The sequence below is a fragment of the Paraburkholderia acidisoli genome, assembly GCF_009789675.1.
Taxonomy (GTDB): domain Bacteria; phylum Pseudomonadota; class Gammaproteobacteria; order Burkholderiales; family Burkholderiaceae; genus Paraburkholderia; species Paraburkholderia acidisoli.
The window spans coordinates 493,228-511,951 of the sequence record NZ_CP046915.1 but is presented as its reverse complement, the minus strand read 5'-3'; the positions used below and the strand labels follow the sequence as shown (position 1 = coordinate 511,951).

The 18,724-nt window shown below is 68.1% G+C and carries 16 protein-coding genes; 9 read left to right on the top strand and 7 right to left on the bottom strand.

What is annotated here, in order from left to right; all coding sequences use genetic code 11:
• Positions 1 to 40 precede the first annotated feature (40 nt).
• From FAZ98_RS24485 to FAZ98_RS24475, 3 genes are all read left to right on the top strand, one after another.
• Positions 41 to 964 carry a LysR family transcriptional regulator gene (locus FAZ98_RS24485; RefSeq protein ID WP_158954908.1) on the top strand — a complete coding sequence of 308 codons (924 nt, stop codon included), beginning with the start codon at positions 41 to 43 and terminating at the stop codon, positions 962 to 964.
• A gap of 139 nt (positions 965 to 1,103) precedes the next feature.
• The gene (locus tag FAZ98_RS24480) at positions 1,104 to 2,357 is read left to right on the top strand and encodes a YbfB/YjiJ family MFS transporter (protein ID WP_158954906.1); all 1,254 of its coding nucleotides are present in this window, start codon (positions 1,104 to 1,106) and stop codon (positions 2,355 to 2,357) included.
• Between the two features lie 207 nt (positions 2,358 to 2,564).
• Positions 2,565 to 3,662, top strand: a complete 1,098-nt coding sequence (locus FAZ98_RS24475) for an NAD(P)H-dependent flavin oxidoreductase (RefSeq protein ID WP_158954904.1) — start codon at positions 2,565 to 2,567, stop codon at positions 3,660 to 3,662.
• A 101-nt stretch (positions 3,663 to 3,763) separates the two neighbouring features.
• On the opposite strand, the gene FAZ98_RS24470 is transcribed toward FAZ98_RS24475, so the two are convergent.
• A complete protein-coding gene (locus FAZ98_RS24470) occupies positions 3,764 to 4,447 on the bottom strand; it encodes a response regulator (RefSeq protein ID WP_158954902.1) in 684 nt (227 codons plus the stop codon).
• 259 nt (positions 4,448 to 4,706) lie between these two features.
• On the opposite strand from FAZ98_RS24470, the gene FAZ98_RS24465 reads away from it, so the two are divergent.
• Complete coding sequence (locus FAZ98_RS24465) at positions 4,707 to 6,023, top strand: sensor histidine kinase (protein WP_158954900.1); 1,317 nt, start codon at positions 4,707 to 4,709, stop codon at positions 6,021 to 6,023.
• Between the two features lie 194 nt (positions 6,024 to 6,217).
• Entirely contained in the window at positions 6,218 to 7,117 is a 900-nt protein-coding gene (locus FAZ98_RS24460; RefSeq protein WP_407672135.1) for a TauD/TfdA dioxygenase family protein, read from the top strand.
• Between the two features lie 33 nt (positions 7,118 to 7,150).
• On the opposite strand, the gene FAZ98_RS24455 is transcribed toward FAZ98_RS24460, so the two are convergent.
• Complete coding sequence (locus FAZ98_RS24455) at positions 7,151 to 8,080, bottom strand: phosphatidate cytidylyltransferase (protein ID WP_158954898.1); 930 nt, start codon at positions 8,078 to 8,080, stop codon at positions 7,151 to 7,153.
• 18 nt (positions 8,081 to 8,098) lie between these two features.
• On the bottom strand, positions 8,099 to 8,743 hold the full coding sequence (locus FAZ98_RS24450; RefSeq protein ID WP_158954896.1) for a lysophospholipid acyltransferase family protein: 645 nt from the start codon (positions 8,741 to 8,743) through the stop codon (positions 8,099 to 8,101).
• A 352-nt stretch (positions 8,744 to 9,095) separates the two neighbouring features.
• Here FAZ98_RS24450 and FAZ98_RS24445 point away from each other — a divergent pair, with 352 nt between their 5' ends.
• The gene (locus FAZ98_RS24445) at positions 9,096 to 9,725 is read left to right on the top strand and encodes a CDP-alcohol phosphatidyltransferase family protein (RefSeq protein WP_158954894.1); all 630 of its coding nucleotides are present in this window, start codon (positions 9,096 to 9,098) and stop codon (positions 9,723 to 9,725) included.
• A gap of 107 nt (positions 9,726 to 9,832) precedes the next feature.
• On the opposite strand, the gene FAZ98_RS24440 is transcribed toward FAZ98_RS24445, so the two are convergent.
• From FAZ98_RS24440 to FAZ98_RS24430, 3 genes are all read right to left on the bottom strand, one after another.
• Complete coding sequence (locus tag FAZ98_RS24440) at positions 9,833 to 10,825, bottom strand: zinc-dependent alcohol dehydrogenase family protein (protein WP_158954892.1); 993 nt, start codon at positions 10,823 to 10,825, stop codon at positions 9,833 to 9,835.
• A 100-nt stretch (positions 10,826 to 10,925) separates the two neighbouring features.
• A complete protein-coding gene (locus FAZ98_RS24435) occupies positions 10,926 to 12,311 on the bottom strand; it encodes a dihydrolipoyl dehydrogenase (RefSeq protein WP_158954890.1) in 1,386 nt (461 codons plus the stop codon).
• Positions 12,312 to 12,565: 254 nt separating this feature from the next.
• Positions 12,566 to 13,480 carry a LysR family transcriptional regulator gene (locus FAZ98_RS24430; protein WP_158954889.1) on the bottom strand — a complete coding sequence of 305 codons (915 nt, stop codon included), beginning with the start codon at positions 13,478 to 13,480 and terminating at the stop codon, positions 12,566 to 12,568.
• Between the two features lie 100 nt (positions 13,481 to 13,580).
• Here FAZ98_RS24430 and FAZ98_RS24425 point away from each other — a divergent pair, with 100 nt between their 5' ends.
• Both FAZ98_RS24425 and FAZ98_RS24420 read left to right on the top strand, forming a co-directional pair.
• The gene (locus FAZ98_RS24425; protein WP_158954887.1) at positions 13,581 to 14,510 is read left to right on the top strand and encodes a DMT family transporter; all 930 of its coding nucleotides are present in this window, start codon (positions 13,581 to 13,583) and stop codon (positions 14,508 to 14,510) included.
• Positions 14,511 to 14,665: 155 nt separating this feature from the next.
• Positions 14,666 to 16,039 carry an LLM class flavin-dependent oxidoreductase gene (locus FAZ98_RS24420; protein ID WP_158954885.1) on the top strand — a complete coding sequence of 458 codons (1,374 nt, stop codon included), beginning with the start codon at positions 14,666 to 14,668 and terminating at the stop codon, positions 16,037 to 16,039.
• A 96-nt stretch (positions 16,040 to 16,135) separates the two neighbouring features.
• Here FAZ98_RS24420 and FAZ98_RS24415 read toward each other — a convergent pair whose 3' ends face one another.
• On the bottom strand, positions 16,136 to 16,963 hold the full coding sequence (locus FAZ98_RS24415) for a MetQ/NlpA family lipoprotein (RefSeq protein ID WP_158954883.1): 828 nt from the start codon (positions 16,961 to 16,963) through the stop codon (positions 16,136 to 16,138).
• A gap of 173 nt (positions 16,964 to 17,136) precedes the next feature.
• Between FAZ98_RS24415 and FAZ98_RS24410 the strand changes: the two genes are divergently transcribed.
• Positions 17,137 to 18,645 (top strand): MFS transporter, encoded by a 1,509-nt coding sequence (locus FAZ98_RS24410; protein ID WP_158954881.1) that lies wholly within the window; start codon positions 17,137 to 17,139, stop codon positions 18,643 to 18,645.
• The last annotated feature ends 79 nt before the right edge of the window (positions 18,646 to 18,724 follow it).

The window sequence follows — 18,724 nt, the reverse complement described above, 5'->3', positions numbered from 1 at the left end:
ATCCACTCAGCGCGACACGCGCAAAGCGAGCCCCACGCGCATGGACCGTATCGACGCCATGAAGGTTTTCGTCGCCACGCTCGACGAAGGCAGTCTTGCGGGCGCAGGTCGCCGGCTCGGCCGCTCGCCCGCGGCGGTGAGCCGCGCGATCGCGTTTCTCGAAGCGCATACGGGCACGCCGCTGCTCTACCGCACCACGCGCACGATCCGTCTGTCCGACGCGGGCGAGCGTTATGCACTCGCCTGCCGCCGCATTCTCGCCGACCTCGAGGAAGCCGACATGCTGGCGGCCAACGAGCGTTCCGCGCCGCGCGGGCTGCTGGGCGTGACGGCCGCCGTGGCCGTGGGCGAAACCGCGCTGCGGCCCATGGTCGACGAATTCCTCGACCGCAATCCCGAGGTCTCGCTGCGGCTGCATCTGCTCGACCGGCCCGTGAGCCTGATCGATGAAGGCATCGACATCGCGCTGCGCATCGCGCACTTGCAGGACTCCACGCTCGTCGCGCTGCCCGTGGGCGAGGTGCGGCGCGTGGTGGCGGCCTCGCCGGACTATCTCGCCGCGCACCCGCCCATCAAGACGCCCGCCGACCTCACGCGCCATTCGATCATTTCGATGACGCACTTTGGCATCGACTCGTGGGCGTTCCCGGCGGCGGGCCGGAGCGCGCTGCCGCAGGTCGTACAGTTTTCGCCGCGCATCGTCGTGAATACGGTGCGCGCGGCCGTGGCCTCGGCGGTGGAAGGGCATGGCGTGACGCGGCTCTTTTCCTATCACGTGGCCGAGCAGGTCAAGGCCGGCCGCCTCGTGATCGTGCTGCGCGACAACGAACACGCGCCGCTGCCCGCCAATCTCGTAACGCCGCACGGGCGGCTTTCGGTGCCGAAGGTGCGCAGTTTCGTCGATTTCGCGGTGCCGCGGCTGCGCACGTTTTTCGAGGAAGCGTGGCGCATCACCGACGGCTGAGCGCACGCCGCCGTCTCCGTATTCGTGCGTGGCGCGGAAGAATGACTTCCGCACTGCGGCGATTCTCTCTCCGCGCGCATTAACCTAGACTGACTTCTGTCTTCAGCAGGTGCTTCAAAGCATCGGAACGGGAGTCGTCATGCAACCATCGCAACCCTCTTTTTCCCGCCCGGCCGGGCCCGCGGCCTTCAACGTCTGGCGCGGCACGCTGGCCGGCGCCAGCGCCAGCCTGATCGGTATCGGTCTCGCGCGCTTCGCCTACACGCCGCTGCTGCCCGCCATCATCGGTGCGCACTGGTTTCCGGCCTCGACGGCGGCCTATCTCGGCGCGGCCAATCTCGGCGGCTATCTCGCGGGCGCGCTCGCGGCCGGCGCGATGGCGCGCGCGGCCAAACCGGCCACGGTGCTGCGCGCGATGATGCTGCTCGCCACGCTCGCCTTCGTGGCCTGCGCGGTGCCCGTGTCGTTCCTGTGGTTCTTCGTCTGGCGCTTCGCCTCGGGGCTCTCGGGCGGCGCGCTCATGGTGCTCGCGGCGCCCACGATCCTCGCGCACGTGCCTGCCGCGCGGCGCGGCTTCGCGAGCGGCGGCATCTTCACCGGCATCGGGCTGGGCGTGGCGGCTTCGGGGACGATCGTGCCCATTCTGCTGCGCCAGGGCTTGACCGTGACGTGGCTCGGGCTCGCGGCCGTCTCGCTGCTGCTCACGTTCGCGGGCTGGAACGGCTGGCCCGATGCTTCGGCCACGCCCGGCGGCGCGACGCACGCCAACACGCACGCCGCTGCGCATGCCAATGCCGCCACGCGTTTCGAGCACGCGCCCGCGTATCCGAAAACCGGCCTGCGCGCGCTCTATGTCGAATACGGGCTCAACGCCGTGGGGCTCGTGCCGCACATGATCTTTCTCGTCGATTTCGTGGCGCGCGGGCTCGGCAAGGGCGTGGACGCGGGCGCGCAGTTCTGGGTGCTGTACGGCATCGGGGCGATCGTCGGGCCGCTCGCGGCGGGGCATCTCGCCGACCGCACGGGCTTCGCACCCGCGCTGCGCGTGGCGTATCTGCTGCAAGCGGCGGCCGTGGCGCTGGCCGCGTGGGGCCTAGGCGGCGCGCCGGGGCTGATGGTGTCGAGCGTGCTGATCGGCGCGTTCACGCCTGGCATCGTGCCGCTCGTGCTCGGCCGCGTGAACGAATTGCTCGCGCATCATCCGGCGGCCGCCAAGGGCGCCTGGACGCGCGCGACCACCAGTTTCGCGGTGATGCAGGCCGTGGCCGCGTACGGGTTGTCGTTCGCGTTTTCGGCGAGCGGCGGCAATTACCGGCTGCTGTTCATGATCGGCGCGGCGGCGCTCATGGTGGCGTTGATCGTCGATCTGTTCGCGGCGTTGCGCACGAAGTGAGCGGAGAAGGCGGGCGCGGGGCTCATCGGCGGATTAAGTCTGTGGATTAAGTCGGCGGATAAAGCCTGCGGATGAGAGCCGCACGGGTCTCGCGCGGGCAGGCGGCGCGCGCCGCCCGCCGCGCCGTGGCATGCTCGACGCTCGCGCGGCATCGACATCGACATCGACATCGGCATTGAATCGCAAGGAATCAGGAGGACACGCACCATGAGCACTCAGGCAAACGGCAAAGCGCTGCTGCGCAGGCTCGGCATTCAGAAGCCCATCATTCAGGCGCCGATGGCGGGCGTGAGCACGCCCGCGCTCGCCGCGGCCGTGTCGAACGCGGGCGCGCTCGGCTCGCTCGGGCTCGGCGCGATGAACGCGCAGGCCGCGCGCAAGGCGATTCGCGACACGCGCGAACTCACCGCCCAGCCCTTCAACGTCAATCTGTTCTGCCATCGCCCGGCCACGCCCGATGCCGCCGTCGAGCGCGCCTGGCTCGACTGGCTGGCGCCCGTGTTCAGCGCCTACGGCGCGACGCCGCCGCAGGCGCTCGCCGAGATCTACACGAGCTTCGTGGTGGACGAGGCGATGCAGGCCATGTTGCTCGAAGAGCGGCCCGCCGTGGTGAGTTTCCACTTCGGCCTGCCGCCCGACGCCGTGATCGCCGCGCTCAAGGGCGCGGGCATCACGCTGCTCGCGTGCGCGACCCAGCCGGACGAAGCCGCGGCCGCCGTGGAAGCGGGCGTGGATGCGCTGGTTGCGCAGGGTATCGAGGCGGGCGGCCATCGCGGCGTGTTCGACGCCACGGAACGCGACGACGGACTCGGCACGCTGGCGCTCACGCGTCTGCTCGTGTCGCGCTTCGAGGTGCCCGTGATCGCGGCGGGCGGCATCATGGACGGCGCGGGCATCGCCGCCGCGCTCGCGCTCGGCGCGCAGGCCGCGCAACTCGGCACGGCATTCGTGGCGTGCGCGGAAACCGCCATCGACGCGGGCTACCGCAGCGCCTTGCTCGGCGACGCGGCGCGCCATACGACGTTCACTTCGGCGATCTCGGGGCGCGTGGCGCGCAGTCTCGTCAACCGCTTCACGGCGCTGGGCGAACAGCCGGACGCGCCCGCCACGCCCGCTTACCCGATCACGTACGACGCGGGCAAGGCGCTCAACGCCGCCGCGAAGTCGCAGGGCGAAGCGGGCTACGGCGCGCAATGGGCGGGCCAGGCCGCGGCGCTCGCACGGGCGCTGCCCGCCGCCGAACTCGTCGCGCAACTGGAGCGCGAAACGCGCGCGAGCATCGCGGCGCTGCAATCGGCGTGGTGATGCGGGGGGGTGCGCGTATCGAAGCCTGTCGGCATGCGCGGTTCGCAGCGCGCGCCGAGGGTTAATCGGCGCGACGAAAGCCGCTTCGACCGGCGTGCGGTTCAGCCGGGCGCGGCCGTAGCGGGCGCGCTCAGGTCGATGGTCCAGCCGAAGCCGCGAATATTGCGGATGACGTCGTGGCCGAACTTCTTGCGCACCGCGTGAATGAGCACGGCCACGGCGTTGCTTTCAACTTCCTGGCCCCAGCCGTAGAGTTTGTCTTCCAGCTGCGCACGCGAGAGGATCGTGCCCGGATGCTCGAGCAGCGCGGCCACCAGCGCGAATTCGCGCGCGGGCAGCACTTCGCTGTGGCCGCGAAACGTGAGTTCGTGCTTGTCGAGATTGAGCGAGAGCGTCTCGTCGCCGAGCGTGGAGACGGCCGCGCCCGCGTGACGGCGCACGATCGCGCGAATGCGTGCGAGCAGTTCGGAGGTGTTGAAGGGCTTGAGCAGATAGTCGTCGGCGCCGATATCGAGGCCGCGTATGCGCGTTTCGATGTCGTCGCGCGCGGTGACGATCAGCACGGGCGTCGTGCAGCCGCGCCGCCGCGCGAACGAGAGCACGTCGATGCCGTCGGAGCCGGGCAGGCCGAGATCGAGCAGCACCATCGAATACGCGTTGCCGAGCATGGCTTCCTGCGCGCTCGCGCCGTCGCGGATCCAGTCCACGCTGTAGCCCGCGTCCTTGAGCGCGCGCAGCAAGCCCTGACCGATGTCGAGATCGTCTTCCACGATGAGAATGCGCATGGTGGTCCGTCCGCGTGCGTTGGGGTCAAATCGGCGGGAAGTCAGGCCCGGTGCCGGCCTGCGTGGAGCGCGCAACGATCCGCCCAGTATAGGCGAGCCGCCGCGGGCATGAGCGACGGTGGGCGCGCGGGGACGGCGCATGCGTCATGGCCGGCATGTGCGGCACCTTCGGCCCATTCTGCTATCGTTGGATGCACCCGCCGCCGTTCTCTTTGCGTCACCGCATCCGCACTCCGTTCGACCCTCGCGAGGCGCACTCATGCTCGTCAAGGCCAGGTCTCTCGGCACGCAACTGATCGTCTCACTCGGGCTGCTCGTTTCGCTCTTCGCCCTCGCGCAGGGCGTGAGTTCGTACCGGCTCGCGCTGATCGGCGTGAACGCGCTGCTCGACGACCGGCTCTCGAACGTGGCCGGGCGCGTGCGCGACGTGTACGAAGCCGCCATTCCGCGCGATTCGACGGGCTCGGGCAACGCGGAAGACCTCGTGGTGCTGGTGTGGACCGGGCATCGCGACACGCCCACGCGCACCACCGACAACGCCGTGGTATTCGACCGCGACACGCCCGCAGGCTTCTCCGACCAGCGCGCGAACGGCGAGGCGTTTCGCGTGTACACGCTCGTTGCGTACAACGAAGTGATCCAGATCGCGCAGCGCATGTCGGTGCGCGAGCGCGCGGCGGAAAAGAGCGCCGTGCGCGCGCTCCTGCCCATGCTCGTGCTGATTCCCGCCGTGTGGGTCACCGTGTTTCTGTGCGTACGGCGCGCCTTCGGCGTGCTCGACCGGCTCGGCCGCCGCGTGCAGGCGATCGATTCGACCCACCTCGTGCCGCTGCCCGCCGAAGGGTTGCCCGTCGAACTCGAACCGTTCGTGAGTTCGATCAACCGCATGATCGAACGGCTCGACGCCTCCTTGCAGCTCGAACACGATTTCATCGCCGACGCCGCGCACGAATTGCGCACGCCGCTCACGGCGCTCAAGCTGCAAGCCGACAACCTGCGCGGCGATATCGCGCCGGGCAATCGCGAGCGCTTTCACGCGCTGCATCGCGGCATCGAACGCACGAGTGCGCTGGTCTCGCAACTGCTGCAACTCGCGCGCGCGGACGCGCATCTGGCCGTGGCCGCGCCCTCCGACGTGGACGTGACCGCGCTCGTGACCTCGGTCGTGGCCGAACTCCTGCCGATCGCCACGCAGCGGCGCATCGACATCGGCGCGGAAGAATTGATGGCCGCGCACGTGCGCGCGACGGAGGCCGACTTGCGCGCCGTCGTGAAGAACCTCGTGGGCAACGCACTGCGCTATACGCCCGAAGGCGGCGCCGTCGACCTGCGCGTGCAGGCGGGCGCGGGCACGGTGCGCGTGGAGGTGCGCGACACCGGCCCCGGGATTCCCGAAGACCTGTTGCCGCGCGTGTTCGACCGCTTCTTTCGCGTGAGCCAGAGCGTGGAAGGCAGCGGGCTCGGCCTCGCCATCGTGCGCGCGATCGTGCTCGGTTACGGCGGCACGGTCGCGCTGCGCAATCGCACGGACGGCCAATCGGGTCTGATCGCCGAAGTGAGCTTGCCTTCGGCGTGACGGCGCGTGGGGCCGGAGCGGGCGCGGCGGGATGCGTTATGCCGATGGGGATGGCGCCTCTCGACGCCGTAGCGGCGCCGTTATCACCGCAGCGGATAAACGTATGGCATTTGCTTCGTTGCCAGCGCCCGCGCGCGCACGTAGATTGAGCCGATTGTTCTGATTGCTCTCATCTTTTCGACAAGGCTCGACGCGTGACCACGACCGCCACCCTCCACGAGCGCGCCGCCGGCGTGCATCGGCAAGACTTCGAGATTCGCGCGCTCGACGCGCCGCTGGGCGCCGAAGTGCTCGGCCTCGATCTCGCGCAGCCGCTTTCCGCCCAGGATTTCGCGCGCATTCATCGCGCGCATCTCGATCATCACGTGCTGGTGTTTCGCGATCAACGCATCACGCCCGCTCAGCAAGTCGCTTTCAGCCGCCGTTTCGGGCCGCTGCAGATTCACGTGCTGCATCAGTTCGCGCTGGCGGGGCACCCCGAAGTGCTGATCGTGTCGAACATCGTCGAAAACGGTCAGCCGATCGGTCTCGGCGACGCGGGCCACTTCTGGCATTCGGACCTCTCGTACAAGGAGAAGCCGAGCCTCGGCTCCTTCCTGCACGCGCAGGAATTGCCCGCGGAAGGCGGCGACACCTTGTTCGCCAACATGCATCTCGCGTGGGACACCTTGCCCGCCGGGCTACGCGATGCCGTCGAGGATTTGCGCGCCGAACACACCTATCTCGCGCGCTATGCGGAATTGCAGGCGCGCAGCCCGTGGCGGCCGAATTTGTCGGCGGAACAGATCGCGCAGGTGAAACCCGTGGTGCATCCGGTCGTGCGCACGCATCCGGAAACGGGCCGCAAGGCGCTGTTCGTGAGCGAGCATTTCACCACGCGCATCGTGGGTGTGCCCGAGGACGAAAGCCGCGCGCTGCTCGACGCGCTGTTCGCGCATAGCGTGCTCGACGCGCACGTGTACCGCCACGCCTGGCGCGAGCACGATCTCGTGTTCTGGGACAACCGCTCGCTCATGCATCTCGCGGCGGGCACGCCCGATCATCTGCGGCGCAAGCTGTATCGCACCACGATCGAAGGCGACGCGCCGGTGTGAGACCGTGCCAAAGCCGCGCCGCGTGAGCGCGTTTCAGACGTAGAAATACCGCACGAGATGGAAAAACACGGGCGCGGCAAAGCAGATCGAATCCACGCGATCGAGCATGCCGCCGTGTCCCGCGATCATCGAGCCCCAGTCCTTGGCGCCGAGCGAGCGCTTCACGGCCGAGAGCACGAGTCCGCCGACAAAACCCGCAATGACGATGGCGAGCGAGACCAGCAAGGCCGCGCCAAAGCTGAACGGCGTCACGCGATACAGCGCGGCGCCGCATAAGGTGGCGAGCAAGCCGCCGCCCACGAACCCTTCCACCGTTTTCGACGGCGACAGACGCGGCGCGATCTTGCGCCGCCCGAACAGCTTGCCGACCACGTATTGCAGCACGTCGCTGATCTGCACGACGAGCAGGAAAAAGAACAGCAGCAGCGCGTTCTTGCCCGCATAGTGCGGAATGTCGAGCATCAGCACGGCGGGCGCGTGGCTCAGGCCGTACACGCACACCATCAGCGCCCAGTTGATCTTGGCGTTGCGGCTCAGGAAGTCGCGCGTGTCCTGCGTGAGCGCGGAAACCAGCGACATCGCGAAGAACAGGTGCACCGGCACGAAGATCGAATACATGCCGTACCAGTTCACGCCGAGCAGGATGTACTGCACCGGAATGGCCACGAAGAACGCGATGAACAACGTGCTGTGGTCGCTGGGCGTGGTGGGCGTGAGCGTGATGAATTCGCGCAGCGCGAGATACGAGAACACCGCGAACACGCAATACGTGACGTTGTTGCCGAGGCCGAGCGCGACGACCATGACCGCGACCATTGCCCACCAGGCATAAATACGCTGGTTCAGATTGACGATGGTGGGATTGTCCTTGCCGCCGCGCGCGCCGAGTATCGCGCCCACGAAGGTGGCGATCAGCAGGACGGCCACCACGCCGGTAACGAGACTCCAGAAGGGATTCTGCATGTCGTGATCGGTCCGAGGTCAGGAGGATTCAGGGCGATGCGGCACGAGCGCCACGATGGCCGCGTGCATGCGGGCGAGAAACGCGGGTTTGTCCTCGTGTTCGAGGCGCGGCTGCGTCTCGCCGAAATGCACCTTGCAGATGAGCGGCACGGGCCAGATCGTGCCCTTCGGCATGATGCGCTGCAGATTCTCCAGATACACGGGCGCGAGCGCGGCGGCCGGAAAATCGTTCGACAGATGAAAGAGCCCGCTCTTGAAGGGCTGCGGCAGCGGTTCCGTGCCGCGCGTGCCCTCGGGAAAGATCAGCACCGAATGCCCTTGCGCGAGCGCCTCGCGCACCGGATCGAGCGGATCGCCGCCCGACTCGCGATGGCGGTCGATCAGCACCGCGTTGAGTATGTTGCGCGCGATATGCCGCTTGAGCTTGCCGCTGTCCCAGTAGTCGCGCGCCGCGACGGGCCGCACGCGCGCGCGCACGTCGCGTGGCAGCGCGGCCAGAATCGCGAGCGTGTCGATATGACTCGTGTGATTGGAAAACCAGATGCTTTGCGCGTTGGCCGACTCCGCAAGCGCTTGCCGATGCCAGACGGGATACGCGCCCACGAGCAGCCGCACGAGGGCGAGTAGCGCGTCGCGTTGCCAGACATGCCAGAGTGTCTTCATCGTTGGTTGTTCTAAAGTCGCCGCGTGTTTTTAGAATGACGCATGCAGGCCGCGTACGGCGATGCGCGTGGCATTGTGCGCGATCTGGCCTCAGTGCGCGCTGGCCGTGCGCCGTCGGATCGAACCGGTTTGACGTGGGTCTGGTGGCGCGCGACTTTCAACAATCTTGACGACGCGCGAACCGGGACCGTCCGTTTCGGATTCGCCTCATGTTGCGCGGGATCGCCGTTGTGGCATTGTAGCGGGCGATTCCTTTCGTCCGCCCCGATCCGATCGACCGTGTCTGAGCGACCGTGACCGACCGACCGTGTCTAACCCACTTAACGCGCTTTCGAACCGCCATGAGCCGCTGATGAGCCTCTACGCCCTCAAACCGAAATTTCAGAATCTGCTGCGTCCCATCACGCGCTGGCTTGCCGCGCACGGCGTCACGGCGAACCAGGTCACGCTGGGCGCGGCGCTTGGGTCGATCGTGGTCGGGGCGATCGTCGGCGCATGCGGCGGCGGTGCGCCGCGCGTGTTTCTGCTGATTCCCGTGTGGCTGTTCCTGCGCATGGCGCTCAACGCCATCGACGGCATGCTCGCGCGCGAGCACGGCCAGAAGAGCACGCTGGGCGCGTATCTCAACGAACTCGGCGACGTGATCTCCGACATCGCGCTCGCGCTGCCCTTTCTGTGCGTGCGCGCGTTCACCTCTGCCGATGTCTGGCTGTTCGCGCTGGCCGCTGCCGTGGTCGAGTGCGCCGGGTTGATCGGGCCGCTCGCGGGCGCGAGCCGCCGCTACGACGGTCCGTTCGGCAAGAGCGATCGCGCGTTCGTGCTCGGCGCGTTCGCGTTGTGGATTGGCGTGGGGCTTGCGCTGGGCGAGGTGGGTGGCGTGGCCGCGTGGCTATGGCGGCTTTTTATCGTGCTCTCGTGCGTGACGATCGTGCGGCGCGTGCGCGCGGGTTGCGCCGAAGCGGGCGCCAGCGCGCAACGCTAATCGCTTCGACCGCGCTAACCGCGATAACCACGCTAACCATGTTGACCACGCGCCGACCACGCGTTGAACGCACGTTGACCACGCGTTGACCGCGCGCTGATCCCGCGTTACGCCACGTCCACGACGATCTTGCCCGCCGCGCTGCCGTCCGCGAGCGCGGCATACGCGCGCTCCGCCTCTTCGAGCGCGAATCGCCGCGCATCCACACGCGGCGCGAGCTGACCCCCTTCGGCCAGCCGCGTCGCCTCGCCGAGCATTTCGCCGTGATGCGCGCGATGCGCACCGCTCAATAGCGGATACAGCGTGAACACGCCTGAGTAACTGGCTTCGCGAAACGACAGCGGCGCGAGCGCATGCGTGCCCCAACCGAGCGCGCTCACCACGTGGCCGAAGTGTTTGACCGCCGCGAACGACGCGTCGAGCGTCGCGCCGCCCACGGTATCCACCACGAGATCGAAGCCCGCGCCGTTCGTGTACGCCGCCACGTACTGCTCGACGCTTTGTGCGCCGTAGTCGATGGGCGTGGCGCCCCACTGCGCGATGGCGTGCTGGTTGCGCGCGCTGCCCGTGGCGAACACGCTCGCGCCGAGCGCCCGCGCGATCTGCACGGCCACGTGCCCGACACCGCCCGCGCCGCCTTGCACGAGCACGCTTTGACCGGCCTGAAGCCGCGCCCGGTCGACGATGCCCGACCACGCCGTGATGAACGCGAGCGGCAGCGCGGCCGCCTCGCGCATCGAGAGATTCGCGGGCTGGCGCGCGAGCAGGTCGGCGTCGACGGCGGCATATTGCGCGAGCGAACCTTGTATGCCGCCCACGCCGCCCGTCATGCCGTACACGGCGTCGCCGGGCGCGAAACGCGCGGGCCGCCCGTCGCGGCTCGGGCCCACGGCTTCCACCACGCCCGCCATGTCGATGCCGAGCACGAGCGGCAGCGGGTGCTGCGCATGCGCCGCCTTGCCCGCACGGATCTTCGTGTCGAGCGGATTGAGGCCGGCCGCGTGAACGCGCACGAGCACTTCGCCCGCGCGCGGCTGCGGAACCTCGAGCGTGACGGCTTCCAGCGGGCCGTCGTACTGGCTGAGAACGAGCGCTTTCATGATGGCGGTTTCCTTTGCGTTTTTTGCAGGGTATCGCGTCGCGGATCGGGGCGCGCGTTGGGTCGCGTAGTGGGTCGCGTAGTGGGTCGAACCCACGGGTTCACAGCTGCGCGGCGGCGTCGCGCAACGCGGTGCGCAAGCCTTCCTCGATCACGGGGTGATAGAACGGCATCGCGAGCATGTCGTCCACGCTCAGCCGCATCTGCGCGCTCCACGCGAGCAGATGGCCGATATGCTCGGCCGCCGGCCCGAACCATTCCGCGCCGAGCAACCGCCGCGTTTCCCGATCGACGTACACATGGCCGAGGCCGTGGTTCTTGAGCATCACGCGGCTGCGGCCCTGATCTTCGAAATGCACCGCGCCGGTCACGAACGTACCGGCTTCGAGCGTGGCGTGAGCTTGCCCGACGATGGCGATCTGCGGGTCGGAGAAGACGATCGCCAGCGCGGCGCGCCGCGCGACCGGTTCCACCGCCGGGAAGCGCGCGGCGTTGCGGCCGGCGGCGCGGCCGTCGTCGGCGGCTTCGTGCAGCAGCGCGTGGGCGTCGTTCACGTCGCCGGCGAGGAACACCGGCGCGCGGCCCGCTTGCAGCGTGGCGGCGTCGTAGCGCGGCACGCCGTGCGCATCGAGTTCCAGCGACGTGTTGGCGAGACCGAGATGCGCCACGTTCGGGCGGCGGCCCGCTGCGGCGAGCACGTAATCGAACGTGTCTTCGCTATGCGTGCCGTCGGCGCGCGCATAGCGCAGCGTCACGCCCGCCTCGGTGCGGCTGGCCGAGACCACGCGGCCGCGCGGTTCCAGATGCAGGGTCGCGCCGAACACGCGATGCGCTTCGTCGATCACCTGCGGGTCGGTGAGCGGACCGATATGGCCGCGCGAGCCGCCGTACAGCGTCACCCGCACGCCGAGCCGCGCGAGCGCCTGACCGAGTTCGAGGCCGATCACGCCCGCGCCCACCACGGCCACGCTGCGCGGCAGGTCTTGCCACTCGAACACGTCGTCGTTGACGAGCAGGCGGTCGCCGAGACCCGCGAGCGCCTCGGGCACGATGGGCGTGGAGCCCGTGGCGATCACGACGCTCGCGGCGCGCAGCGTGGTGTGATCGCCTAATTGCAGCAGGTTGTCGTCGATAAAGCGCGCGTGGCCGACCAGCCGGTCCGCCGCGGGCAGCGCGTGCACGCCGTCCACCACGAAGCCGACGAAGCGGTCGCGCTCGTTGCGCAAGCGCGCCATCACGGCGCGGCCGTCCACTTCCACGCCGCTCACGTTCACGCCGAAGCGCGGCGCGAGTTGCACGGCATGCGCGGCTTCGGCGGCGGCGATCAGCAACTTCGACGGCATGCAGCCCACGCGGGCGCAGGTCGTGCCGTACGCGCCGCCTTCGATCAGCACCGCTTGCTTGCCTTCGGCCTTGGCGGCCCGGTAGGCGGAGAGACCGGCCGTACCGGCCCCGATGATGGCGACATCCGTTCGCAGGGTTTGCATGACGTGTCCTTCCGCGCTGCGCGCTTCGTGGTATCGATAGCCCAGTCTAGGTGGCGGCCGTGCGCAAATGAATGTCGAGACGACTCAAGTTCATGCCCGATCGTCTCACGCGGCTTTCATTCGCCGATCAAGCGGCGGCCTAAACATCGCCCAAACGTCGCCCAAACGTCGCCGAAACGTCGCCGAAACGTCGCCCGAAACATCGCCCGAAACGTCGCCCGAAACGTCGCCCGAAACGTCGCCCCGCGCGACGCTCACGCCGGCAGCCGCTCGCCGAGCCAGTCGATCAGCGCGCGCACCTTGGGCGGCAGAAAGCGGTTGGGCGGATACAGCATCCACACCGGGCCGCTGTACGCGCGCGGCTCCAGCGCCCACTCGGGCAGCACACGCACGAGGCGGCCGTCGCGCAACGCCTCGGTGGCGGCGAATTCGGGCAGGCACGCCACGCCCCAGCCGTCGAGGGCGGCGTCGAGCCGGGCCGTCACGTCGTTGGCGCTGTAGCGCCCGCGCACCTCGACCGTGTGGCTGCGCGCGCCGCGCCGGAACGACCAGCGGTTGTCGTCGGCGCTTTCGCCCAGATAGAGGCAGTTGTGCTGCGCGAGGTCCTTCGGGTGCTGCGGCATGCCGCGGTCGCGCAAGTAGCCAGGCGAGGCGCAAGGCAGCCAGCGCAAGCTGCCGACGCGCCGCGCGGCCAGGCCGGGCGGCGGCGCGGGTGTCGGGCGGATCACCACGTCGACGTGATCGCGCACCGGATCGACGTCGCGGTCGGTGAACATCAGTTGCACGTCCACGTCTTCATACGCGCGCAGGAATCCGGCGATCAGCGGATGCACCACGCTCTGCGCGAACGAAATGGGCGCACTCACACTCACGCGCCCGTGCGGGCGCTCGCTCAGGCGGCTGGCAGCTTCGGCCGCGCTCGCCGCCGCGCCGAGCATATCCGCGCAATGCCGGTACACCTCGCCACCCGACTCCGTGAGCCGCAGGCTGCGCGTGGAGCGCTCCAGCAGGCGCGTGCCGAGCGCGCGTTCGAGCCGCTGCATCTGGCGGCTGACGGTGGACGGCGTGCTGCCGAGCTGGCGTGCCGCGAGCGAGAAATTGCCGGCCTCGACCACGCGCGCGAAGGTGGCGAGATCGGGCAGCAGAGGCAGGAGATCACTCGGGTTCATTTGTGCATTACCGACATAGATGATGTTCCGTTGAGCTGGATTATCGCCGCGAGTGCAATGGCGGACAATCGGCTTTCCTCCTTCTTTTCCGGTTGCCCCCATGTTCCGCCTGCTGCGTTCGCCCCGTACCGTCGATGCCCTGCTCGTTGTCGTCGCGCTCATCTGGGGCACGAGTTACGGCGTCGTCAAAGGCGCGCTGCTCGTCTATCCCGTGCTCGGTCTGCTCGCGCTGCGCTTCGGCATCACCTTCGTGTTGCTCTCGCCCGCGTTGCGCGCGCTGCTGAACGTGGGCTGGCGCGAGCGCGCGGCGGTGCTCGGCGCGGGCGTGCTGCTGCTGGGCATCTTTCTCGCCGAGACCTTCGGCGTGTCGCTCACGCGCGCCTCGAACGCGGCGTTCCTCATCAGCCTGTGCGTGGTCTTCACGCCGCTCGTGGAATGGGCCTGGCTGCGCCGGGCGCCGCGCGCGATCGAATGGGGCGCGGCGGCGGTCTCGATGCTGGGCGCCTTCCTGCTCACGGGCGGCCACGTCGCGCTCAGCGCCGGCGACGCGCTCGTGGTGCTCGCCGCGCTGCTGCGCGCGCTCACGAGTTGCGCCGTCAAGCGCGCGATGGGCGCGGGCGCCGTGCCGCCGCTCACGATCACGGCGGTGCAGGCGGGCGTGGTGGCGTTCGGCTGCGCCGCGCTCGCACTCACCGTCGCGCCCGCGCAATGGCAGGCGCTGCCCGCGTGGCAGGGCCACGCCGCGTTCTGGGGCAGCGTGATCTGGCTCGTGGCCGCCTGCACGCTGTTCGCGTTCTTCGTGCAGAACTACGCGGTGAGCCGCAGCAGTCCCACGCGCGTGGCCTTGCTGATGGGCAGCGAGCCCGTGTTCGGCGCGCTGTTCGCGGTGCTGTGGCTCGGCGAGCGCCTGACGGTTTCGGCGTGGATGGGTGGTTTGCTGATCGTGGCGGCTTCGGTGATGGCGCTGGAGCGCCAGCCGCGCGCGGCGGCCGCGGCTGCTGCGGCGCGCGATGCAAGCGCCGCGGCGTGATGTCACGTGATGTGATGGGCCGTGACGTGATGCGCTGGACGCGCCGGGTGTCATCGGCCTCATCGTGAAAGCGCATATGCAATCGCGAATAAACTGGTAGTGAATTGGCGTTCGCACTGTTCCAATGACAGACGATCCTGCATGGAGCATGGCAAATGGCGAAACCGGACAAGCAGATTCTGCTCAACGCATTCAACATGAATTGCGTGGGCCATATCAACCACGGCTTGTGGACACACCCGCGCGACCGCTCGACCGATTACCGCACGCTCGCGTACTGGACCAATCTCGCGCGCACGCTCGAACGCGGCCTGTTCGACGGCTTGTTTCTCGCCGATATCGTGGGCGTGTACGACGTGTACCAGCGCAATGTCGACGTCACGTTGCGCGAGTCGATCCAGTTGCCCGTGAACGATCCCACACTGCTCGTGCCCGCCATGGCGGCCGTCACCGAACATCTGGGTTTCGGCGTGACGGTGAATCTCACTTACGAGCAGCCCTATCTGCTCGCGCGGCGTTTCTCGACGCTCGATCACCTCACGAATGGCCGCATCGGCTGGAACATCGTCACGGGGTATCTCGACAGCGCCGCGCGCGCGATGGGTCTCGAACAACAGCTCCCGCACGACGAACGCTACGATCGCGCCGACGAATACCTGGAAGTCCTGTACAAGTTGTGGGAAGGCAGTTGGGAGGCGGACGCGGTACGCCGCGACAAGGCCGCACGCGTTTTCGCCGATCCCGCCAAGGTGCATCGCGTCGAGCATGCCGGGCGCTATTACCGCGTGGACGGCTATCACCTTGCCGAGCCCTCGCCGCAACGCACGCCGGTGCTGTTCCAGGCGGGCAGTTCTGGACGCGGCCAGCGTTTCGCCGCGCGCCACGCCGAATGCGTGTTCATCTCGCCGCCCAACCGCGCCGCCGCGCGCGAAACGGTGCGCGCGCTGCGCGAGCAACTGGTGCTGGCGGGGCGGCGTCCCGACGACGTGAAGGTGTTCGTGGGCGCGGCCGTGGTGGCGGGCGCGACCGAACAGGAAGCGCGAGAGAAGTACGCGGATTATCGCCAGTACGCGAGCCGCGAGGCGGGTCTCGCGCATTTCGCCTCGAGCACCGGTATCGACTACGCGCAGTACGACCTGGACGCGCCCGTGGACTACGCGCCGGGCAACGCCATCGAGTCGGCCACGCGCACGGCGAAGCAGCATGGCTGGACGCGCCGCAAGCTGCTGGAGATGTTCGAACTCGGCGGCCGTTACCCGGCCATCTTCGGCAGCGCCTCGCAGGTCGCGGACGAACTGCAGTCGTGGGTCGCGGAGACCGGCGTGGACGGCTTCAATCTGAGCCGTACCGTGGTGCCGGAAAGCTACGAGGATTTCGTCGACCTCGTGATTCCGGAATTGCAGTCGCGCGGCCTCTACAAGACGCAATATGCGCCAGGCACGCTGCGCGACAAGCTCTTTCAGGCAGGCCCGACTTTGCCCGAACGTCATGCGGGCGCGAGCTATCGCAAGGTGACGGAAGCCGTCTGAGGGTTTTGTCGACGTAAAAAAGCCGTTGATCGGGATACCGAATCAATGGCTTTTCGTTCTTCTCGCAGGCGCTAAACAAAACGCACTGCTCGGGACTCACTGCTGCGGCGCATCCTTCCAGGCAGGCAACGTTGCACCGTGATAGACGGAGAGAATTTCCGTTGCCACGTTTGCCTGCTGATAGCTCTCCACGAGCGTATGCACCCACGGCGCATTCGCGTCCTTCTCGTTCACGGCGATGAAGTTGCGATACGGATTACCGGGCACCTTTTCCTGCGCGATACGGTCCTGCGGGATCTTGATACCGGCCTTCACGGCCCAGTCGGTGTTGATGACGGCGGCGTCCACGTCGTCGATCGAGCGGCCCACGATACCGGCGTCGAGCTCGCGAATGCGCAGGTTCTTCGGATTCTTCGCGATGTCGCGCGCGGTGGGCAGCAGGCCCACGTCGGCACGCAGCGTGATGAGGCCGAGCGCCTGCAGCAACAGCAGCGAGCGGCCTTCGTTGCTCGGGTCGTTGGGCACGGCCACGGTGGCGTTCTGCGGCAGATCCGCCACCGACTTCACCTTGTGCGAATAGAGGCCGATGGGCTGCACGTAGGTGAAGCCCACGGGCACGATCTTGTAGCCGCGGGCCTTGACCTGCGCGTCCAGATAGGGCTTGTGCTGGAACGAATTGGCGTCGAGATCGTGTTCGGAGAGGGCCTCGTTCGGCTGCGTATAGTCGGCGAACGTCGTCACCTTGACCTTGAGGCCGTGCTTCGCGGCATTGGCGGCCACCACGCGCCAGACGTCCTCGTCTTCGCCCGACATGATGCCCACGCGCAGCGTTTGATCGGCGGCGTGGGCGAGCGGCGCGGCGGCGAACGTGACGCCCAGGGCGAGCGTGGCCAGCGTGGTGGCGAGAAGGGTTCTTTTATTCATGATGTCCGTCACGGGACGAGTGGAAGATGACGCGATGCTAGAGAGCGGCATGCGCGCGGCCAACCAATTTCGTGCGCAATGCTTAGCAAAATTCGTCGTTTTGCGTGCGCCGCGAGGCTGGCTAGGATGCAGCGATCTTCCACGATTGTTCTCCTTCGCGAGCGTCCGTCATCATGTCCACTATCGCGGTACCCACTCCTCCGGCCGATGCCGCCGCGCGCGACGCCCACGCCGCCCACGCCGCGGCGCCCGCCGTGATCCGCTCGGCGCAAGACGTCGCGCGCCTCGTCAACGCGGGCGCCGCCACGGGCAGCAATGCGCGCGTCGTGCTGGCCATCGCGCTCGGCGGCGTGTTTCTCGACGCCTACGATCTCACCTCGCTGGCTTATGGCGTAAAGGACATCGCGCGCGAATTCGCGCTCTCGCCCGTGCAAGTGGGCTTCGTCTCCGCGGCGATCACCTTCGGCGCGATTCTCGGCGCGCTGTTCGGCGGCTATCTCACCGACCGCATTGGCCGCTACCGCGTGTTCATGGCCGACATGCTGTTCTTCGTGGTCGCGGCCATCGCGGCGGGTCTCGCGCCCAATGCGTGGGTGCTGGGCGGCGCGCGCTTTCTGATGGGCTTCGGCGTGGGCCTCGACCTGCCGGTGGCCATGGCATTTCTCGCCGAGTTCTCGCGCGTGGCGGGCAAGGGCAACAAGGCGGCGAGCGTGGCGGCATGGTGCCCCGCGTGGTACGCGGCCACGAGCACCTGCTATCTGCTGATCCTCGGGCTCTATGCGATCCTGCCCGCGCATCAACTGGGCTGGCTCTGGCGGCTCACGCTCGCGTTCGGCGCGGTACCGGCGCTCGTCATCATCGCGGTGCGCAGCCGCTATATCAGCGAGTCGCCGGTGTGGGCCGCGAATCAGGGCGATCTCGAAGGCGCGGCGCGTATTCTCAAGCGTACGTATGGTGTGGATGCGGTGGTGGAGCGCGCGCAAGGCGGCGACCCGCACGCGGCGCAGACGCGACCGCGCGCCGCTTCGTGGCGCAACTACGGCGTGCTGTTCAACGCCACCTACCGGCGCCGCACGATACTCGCGGCTACCATCGGCGCGGCTTCGTCGTTCGGCTATAACGCGATCATTTTCGGGCTGCCCGTGATCATCGCGAGCTTCCTGCAACAGGGCCCGCTCACGACCATCGTCGCCGCGCTCGCGCTCAACCTGCTGTTCGCGTTCGTGGGCGGCCTGATCGGCGTGCGCACGGCGCCCACGGTGGGCGCGTGGAAGATGACGGTGCTCGGCCACAGTCTGCAATTCGTTTCGCTGATCGGTCTCGCGCTGATCGGTCATCCGGGCAACGGCGTGCTGGTCGTGCTCGCGATCCTGCTGCTCGGCGGCTATCTGTTCGGTCAGGGGTTCGGCCCCGGTTCGCACAGCATGACCTATGCGTCGCTCAGCTACCCGACCTCGCTGCGCGGTATTGGCGTGGGGTTCAATCAGACGCTGGTGCGCTCCTCGTCGACGGTCTCGCTGTTCCTGTTTCCGATTCTCGCGGCGGCGCTCGGCACCAAAGTGTTCTGGGTGATCGCGCTCGCACCGCTCGCCTCGCTGCTGGTGCTGCTCGCGATTCGCTGGGAGCCGTCGGGCTACGACATCGACGCCGAGGATTACGCGCAGCCCGCGCCGGGGCAATGAGCCTGGATCGATAAGTGATTTAAGTTTCGTTGATCGTCGCGTTGCGCACGTGGGCGTTCACGTTCTGCTTTCTGAGCAT

What these genes read in the sequence shown, in the direction of transcription:
- FAZ98_RS24475 (WP_158954904.1), top strand. Translation starts at nt 2,565, where the DNA reads ATGAGCACTCAGGCAAACGGCAAAGCGCTGCTGCGCAGGCTCGGCATT.
- FAZ98_RS24430 (WP_158954889.1), bottom strand. Translation starts at nt 13,480, where the DNA reads ATGAACCCGAGTGATCTCCTGCCTCTGCTGCCCGATCTCGCCACCTTC.
- FAZ98_RS24465 (WP_158954900.1), top strand. Translation starts at nt 4,707, where the DNA reads ATGCTCGTCAAGGCCAGGTCTCTCGGCACGCAACTGATCGTCTCACTC.
- FAZ98_RS24440 (WP_158954892.1), bottom strand. Translation starts at nt 10,825, where the DNA reads ATGAAAGCGCTCGTTCTCAGCCAGTACGACGGCCCGCTGGAAGCCGTC.
- FAZ98_RS24485 (WP_158954908.1), top strand. Translation starts at nt 41, where the DNA reads ATGGACCGTATCGACGCCATGAAGGTTTTCGTCGCCACGCTCGACGAA.
- FAZ98_RS24445 (WP_158954894.1), top strand. Translation starts at nt 9,096, where the DNA reads ATGAGCCTCTACGCCCTCAAACCGAAATTTCAGAATCTGCTGCGTCCC.
- FAZ98_RS24415 (WP_158954883.1), bottom strand. Translation starts at nt 16,963, where the DNA reads ATGAATAAAAGAACCCTTCTCGCCACCACGCTGGCCACGCTCGCCCTG.
- FAZ98_RS24410 (WP_158954881.1), top strand. Translation starts at nt 17,137, where the DNA reads ATGTCCACTATCGCGGTACCCACTCCTCCGGCCGATGCCGCCGCGCGC.
- FAZ98_RS24470 (WP_158954902.1), bottom strand. Translation starts at nt 4,447, where the DNA reads ATGCGCATTCTCATCGTGGAAGACGATCTCGACATCGGTCAGGGCTTG.
- FAZ98_RS24420 (WP_158954885.1), top strand. Translation starts at nt 14,666, where the DNA reads ATGGCGAAACCGGACAAGCAGATTCTGCTCAACGCATTCAACATGAAT.
- FAZ98_RS24455 (WP_158954898.1), bottom strand. Translation starts at nt 8,080, where the DNA reads ATGCAGAATCCCTTCTGGAGTCTCGTTACCGGCGTGGTGGCCGTCCTG.
- FAZ98_RS24450 (WP_158954896.1), bottom strand. Translation starts at nt 8,743, where the DNA reads ATGAAGACACTCTGGCATGTCTGGCAACGCGACGCGCTACTCGCCCTC.
- FAZ98_RS24435 (WP_158954890.1), bottom strand. Translation starts at nt 12,311, where the DNA reads ATGCAAACCCTGCGAACGGATGTCGCCATCATCGGGGCCGGTACGGCC.
- FAZ98_RS24425 (WP_158954887.1), top strand. Translation starts at nt 13,581, where the DNA reads ATGTTCCGCCTGCTGCGTTCGCCCCGTACCGTCGATGCCCTGCTCGTT.
- FAZ98_RS24480 (WP_158954906.1), top strand. Translation starts at nt 1,104, where the DNA reads ATGCAACCATCGCAACCCTCTTTTTCCCGCCCGGCCGGGCCCGCGGCC.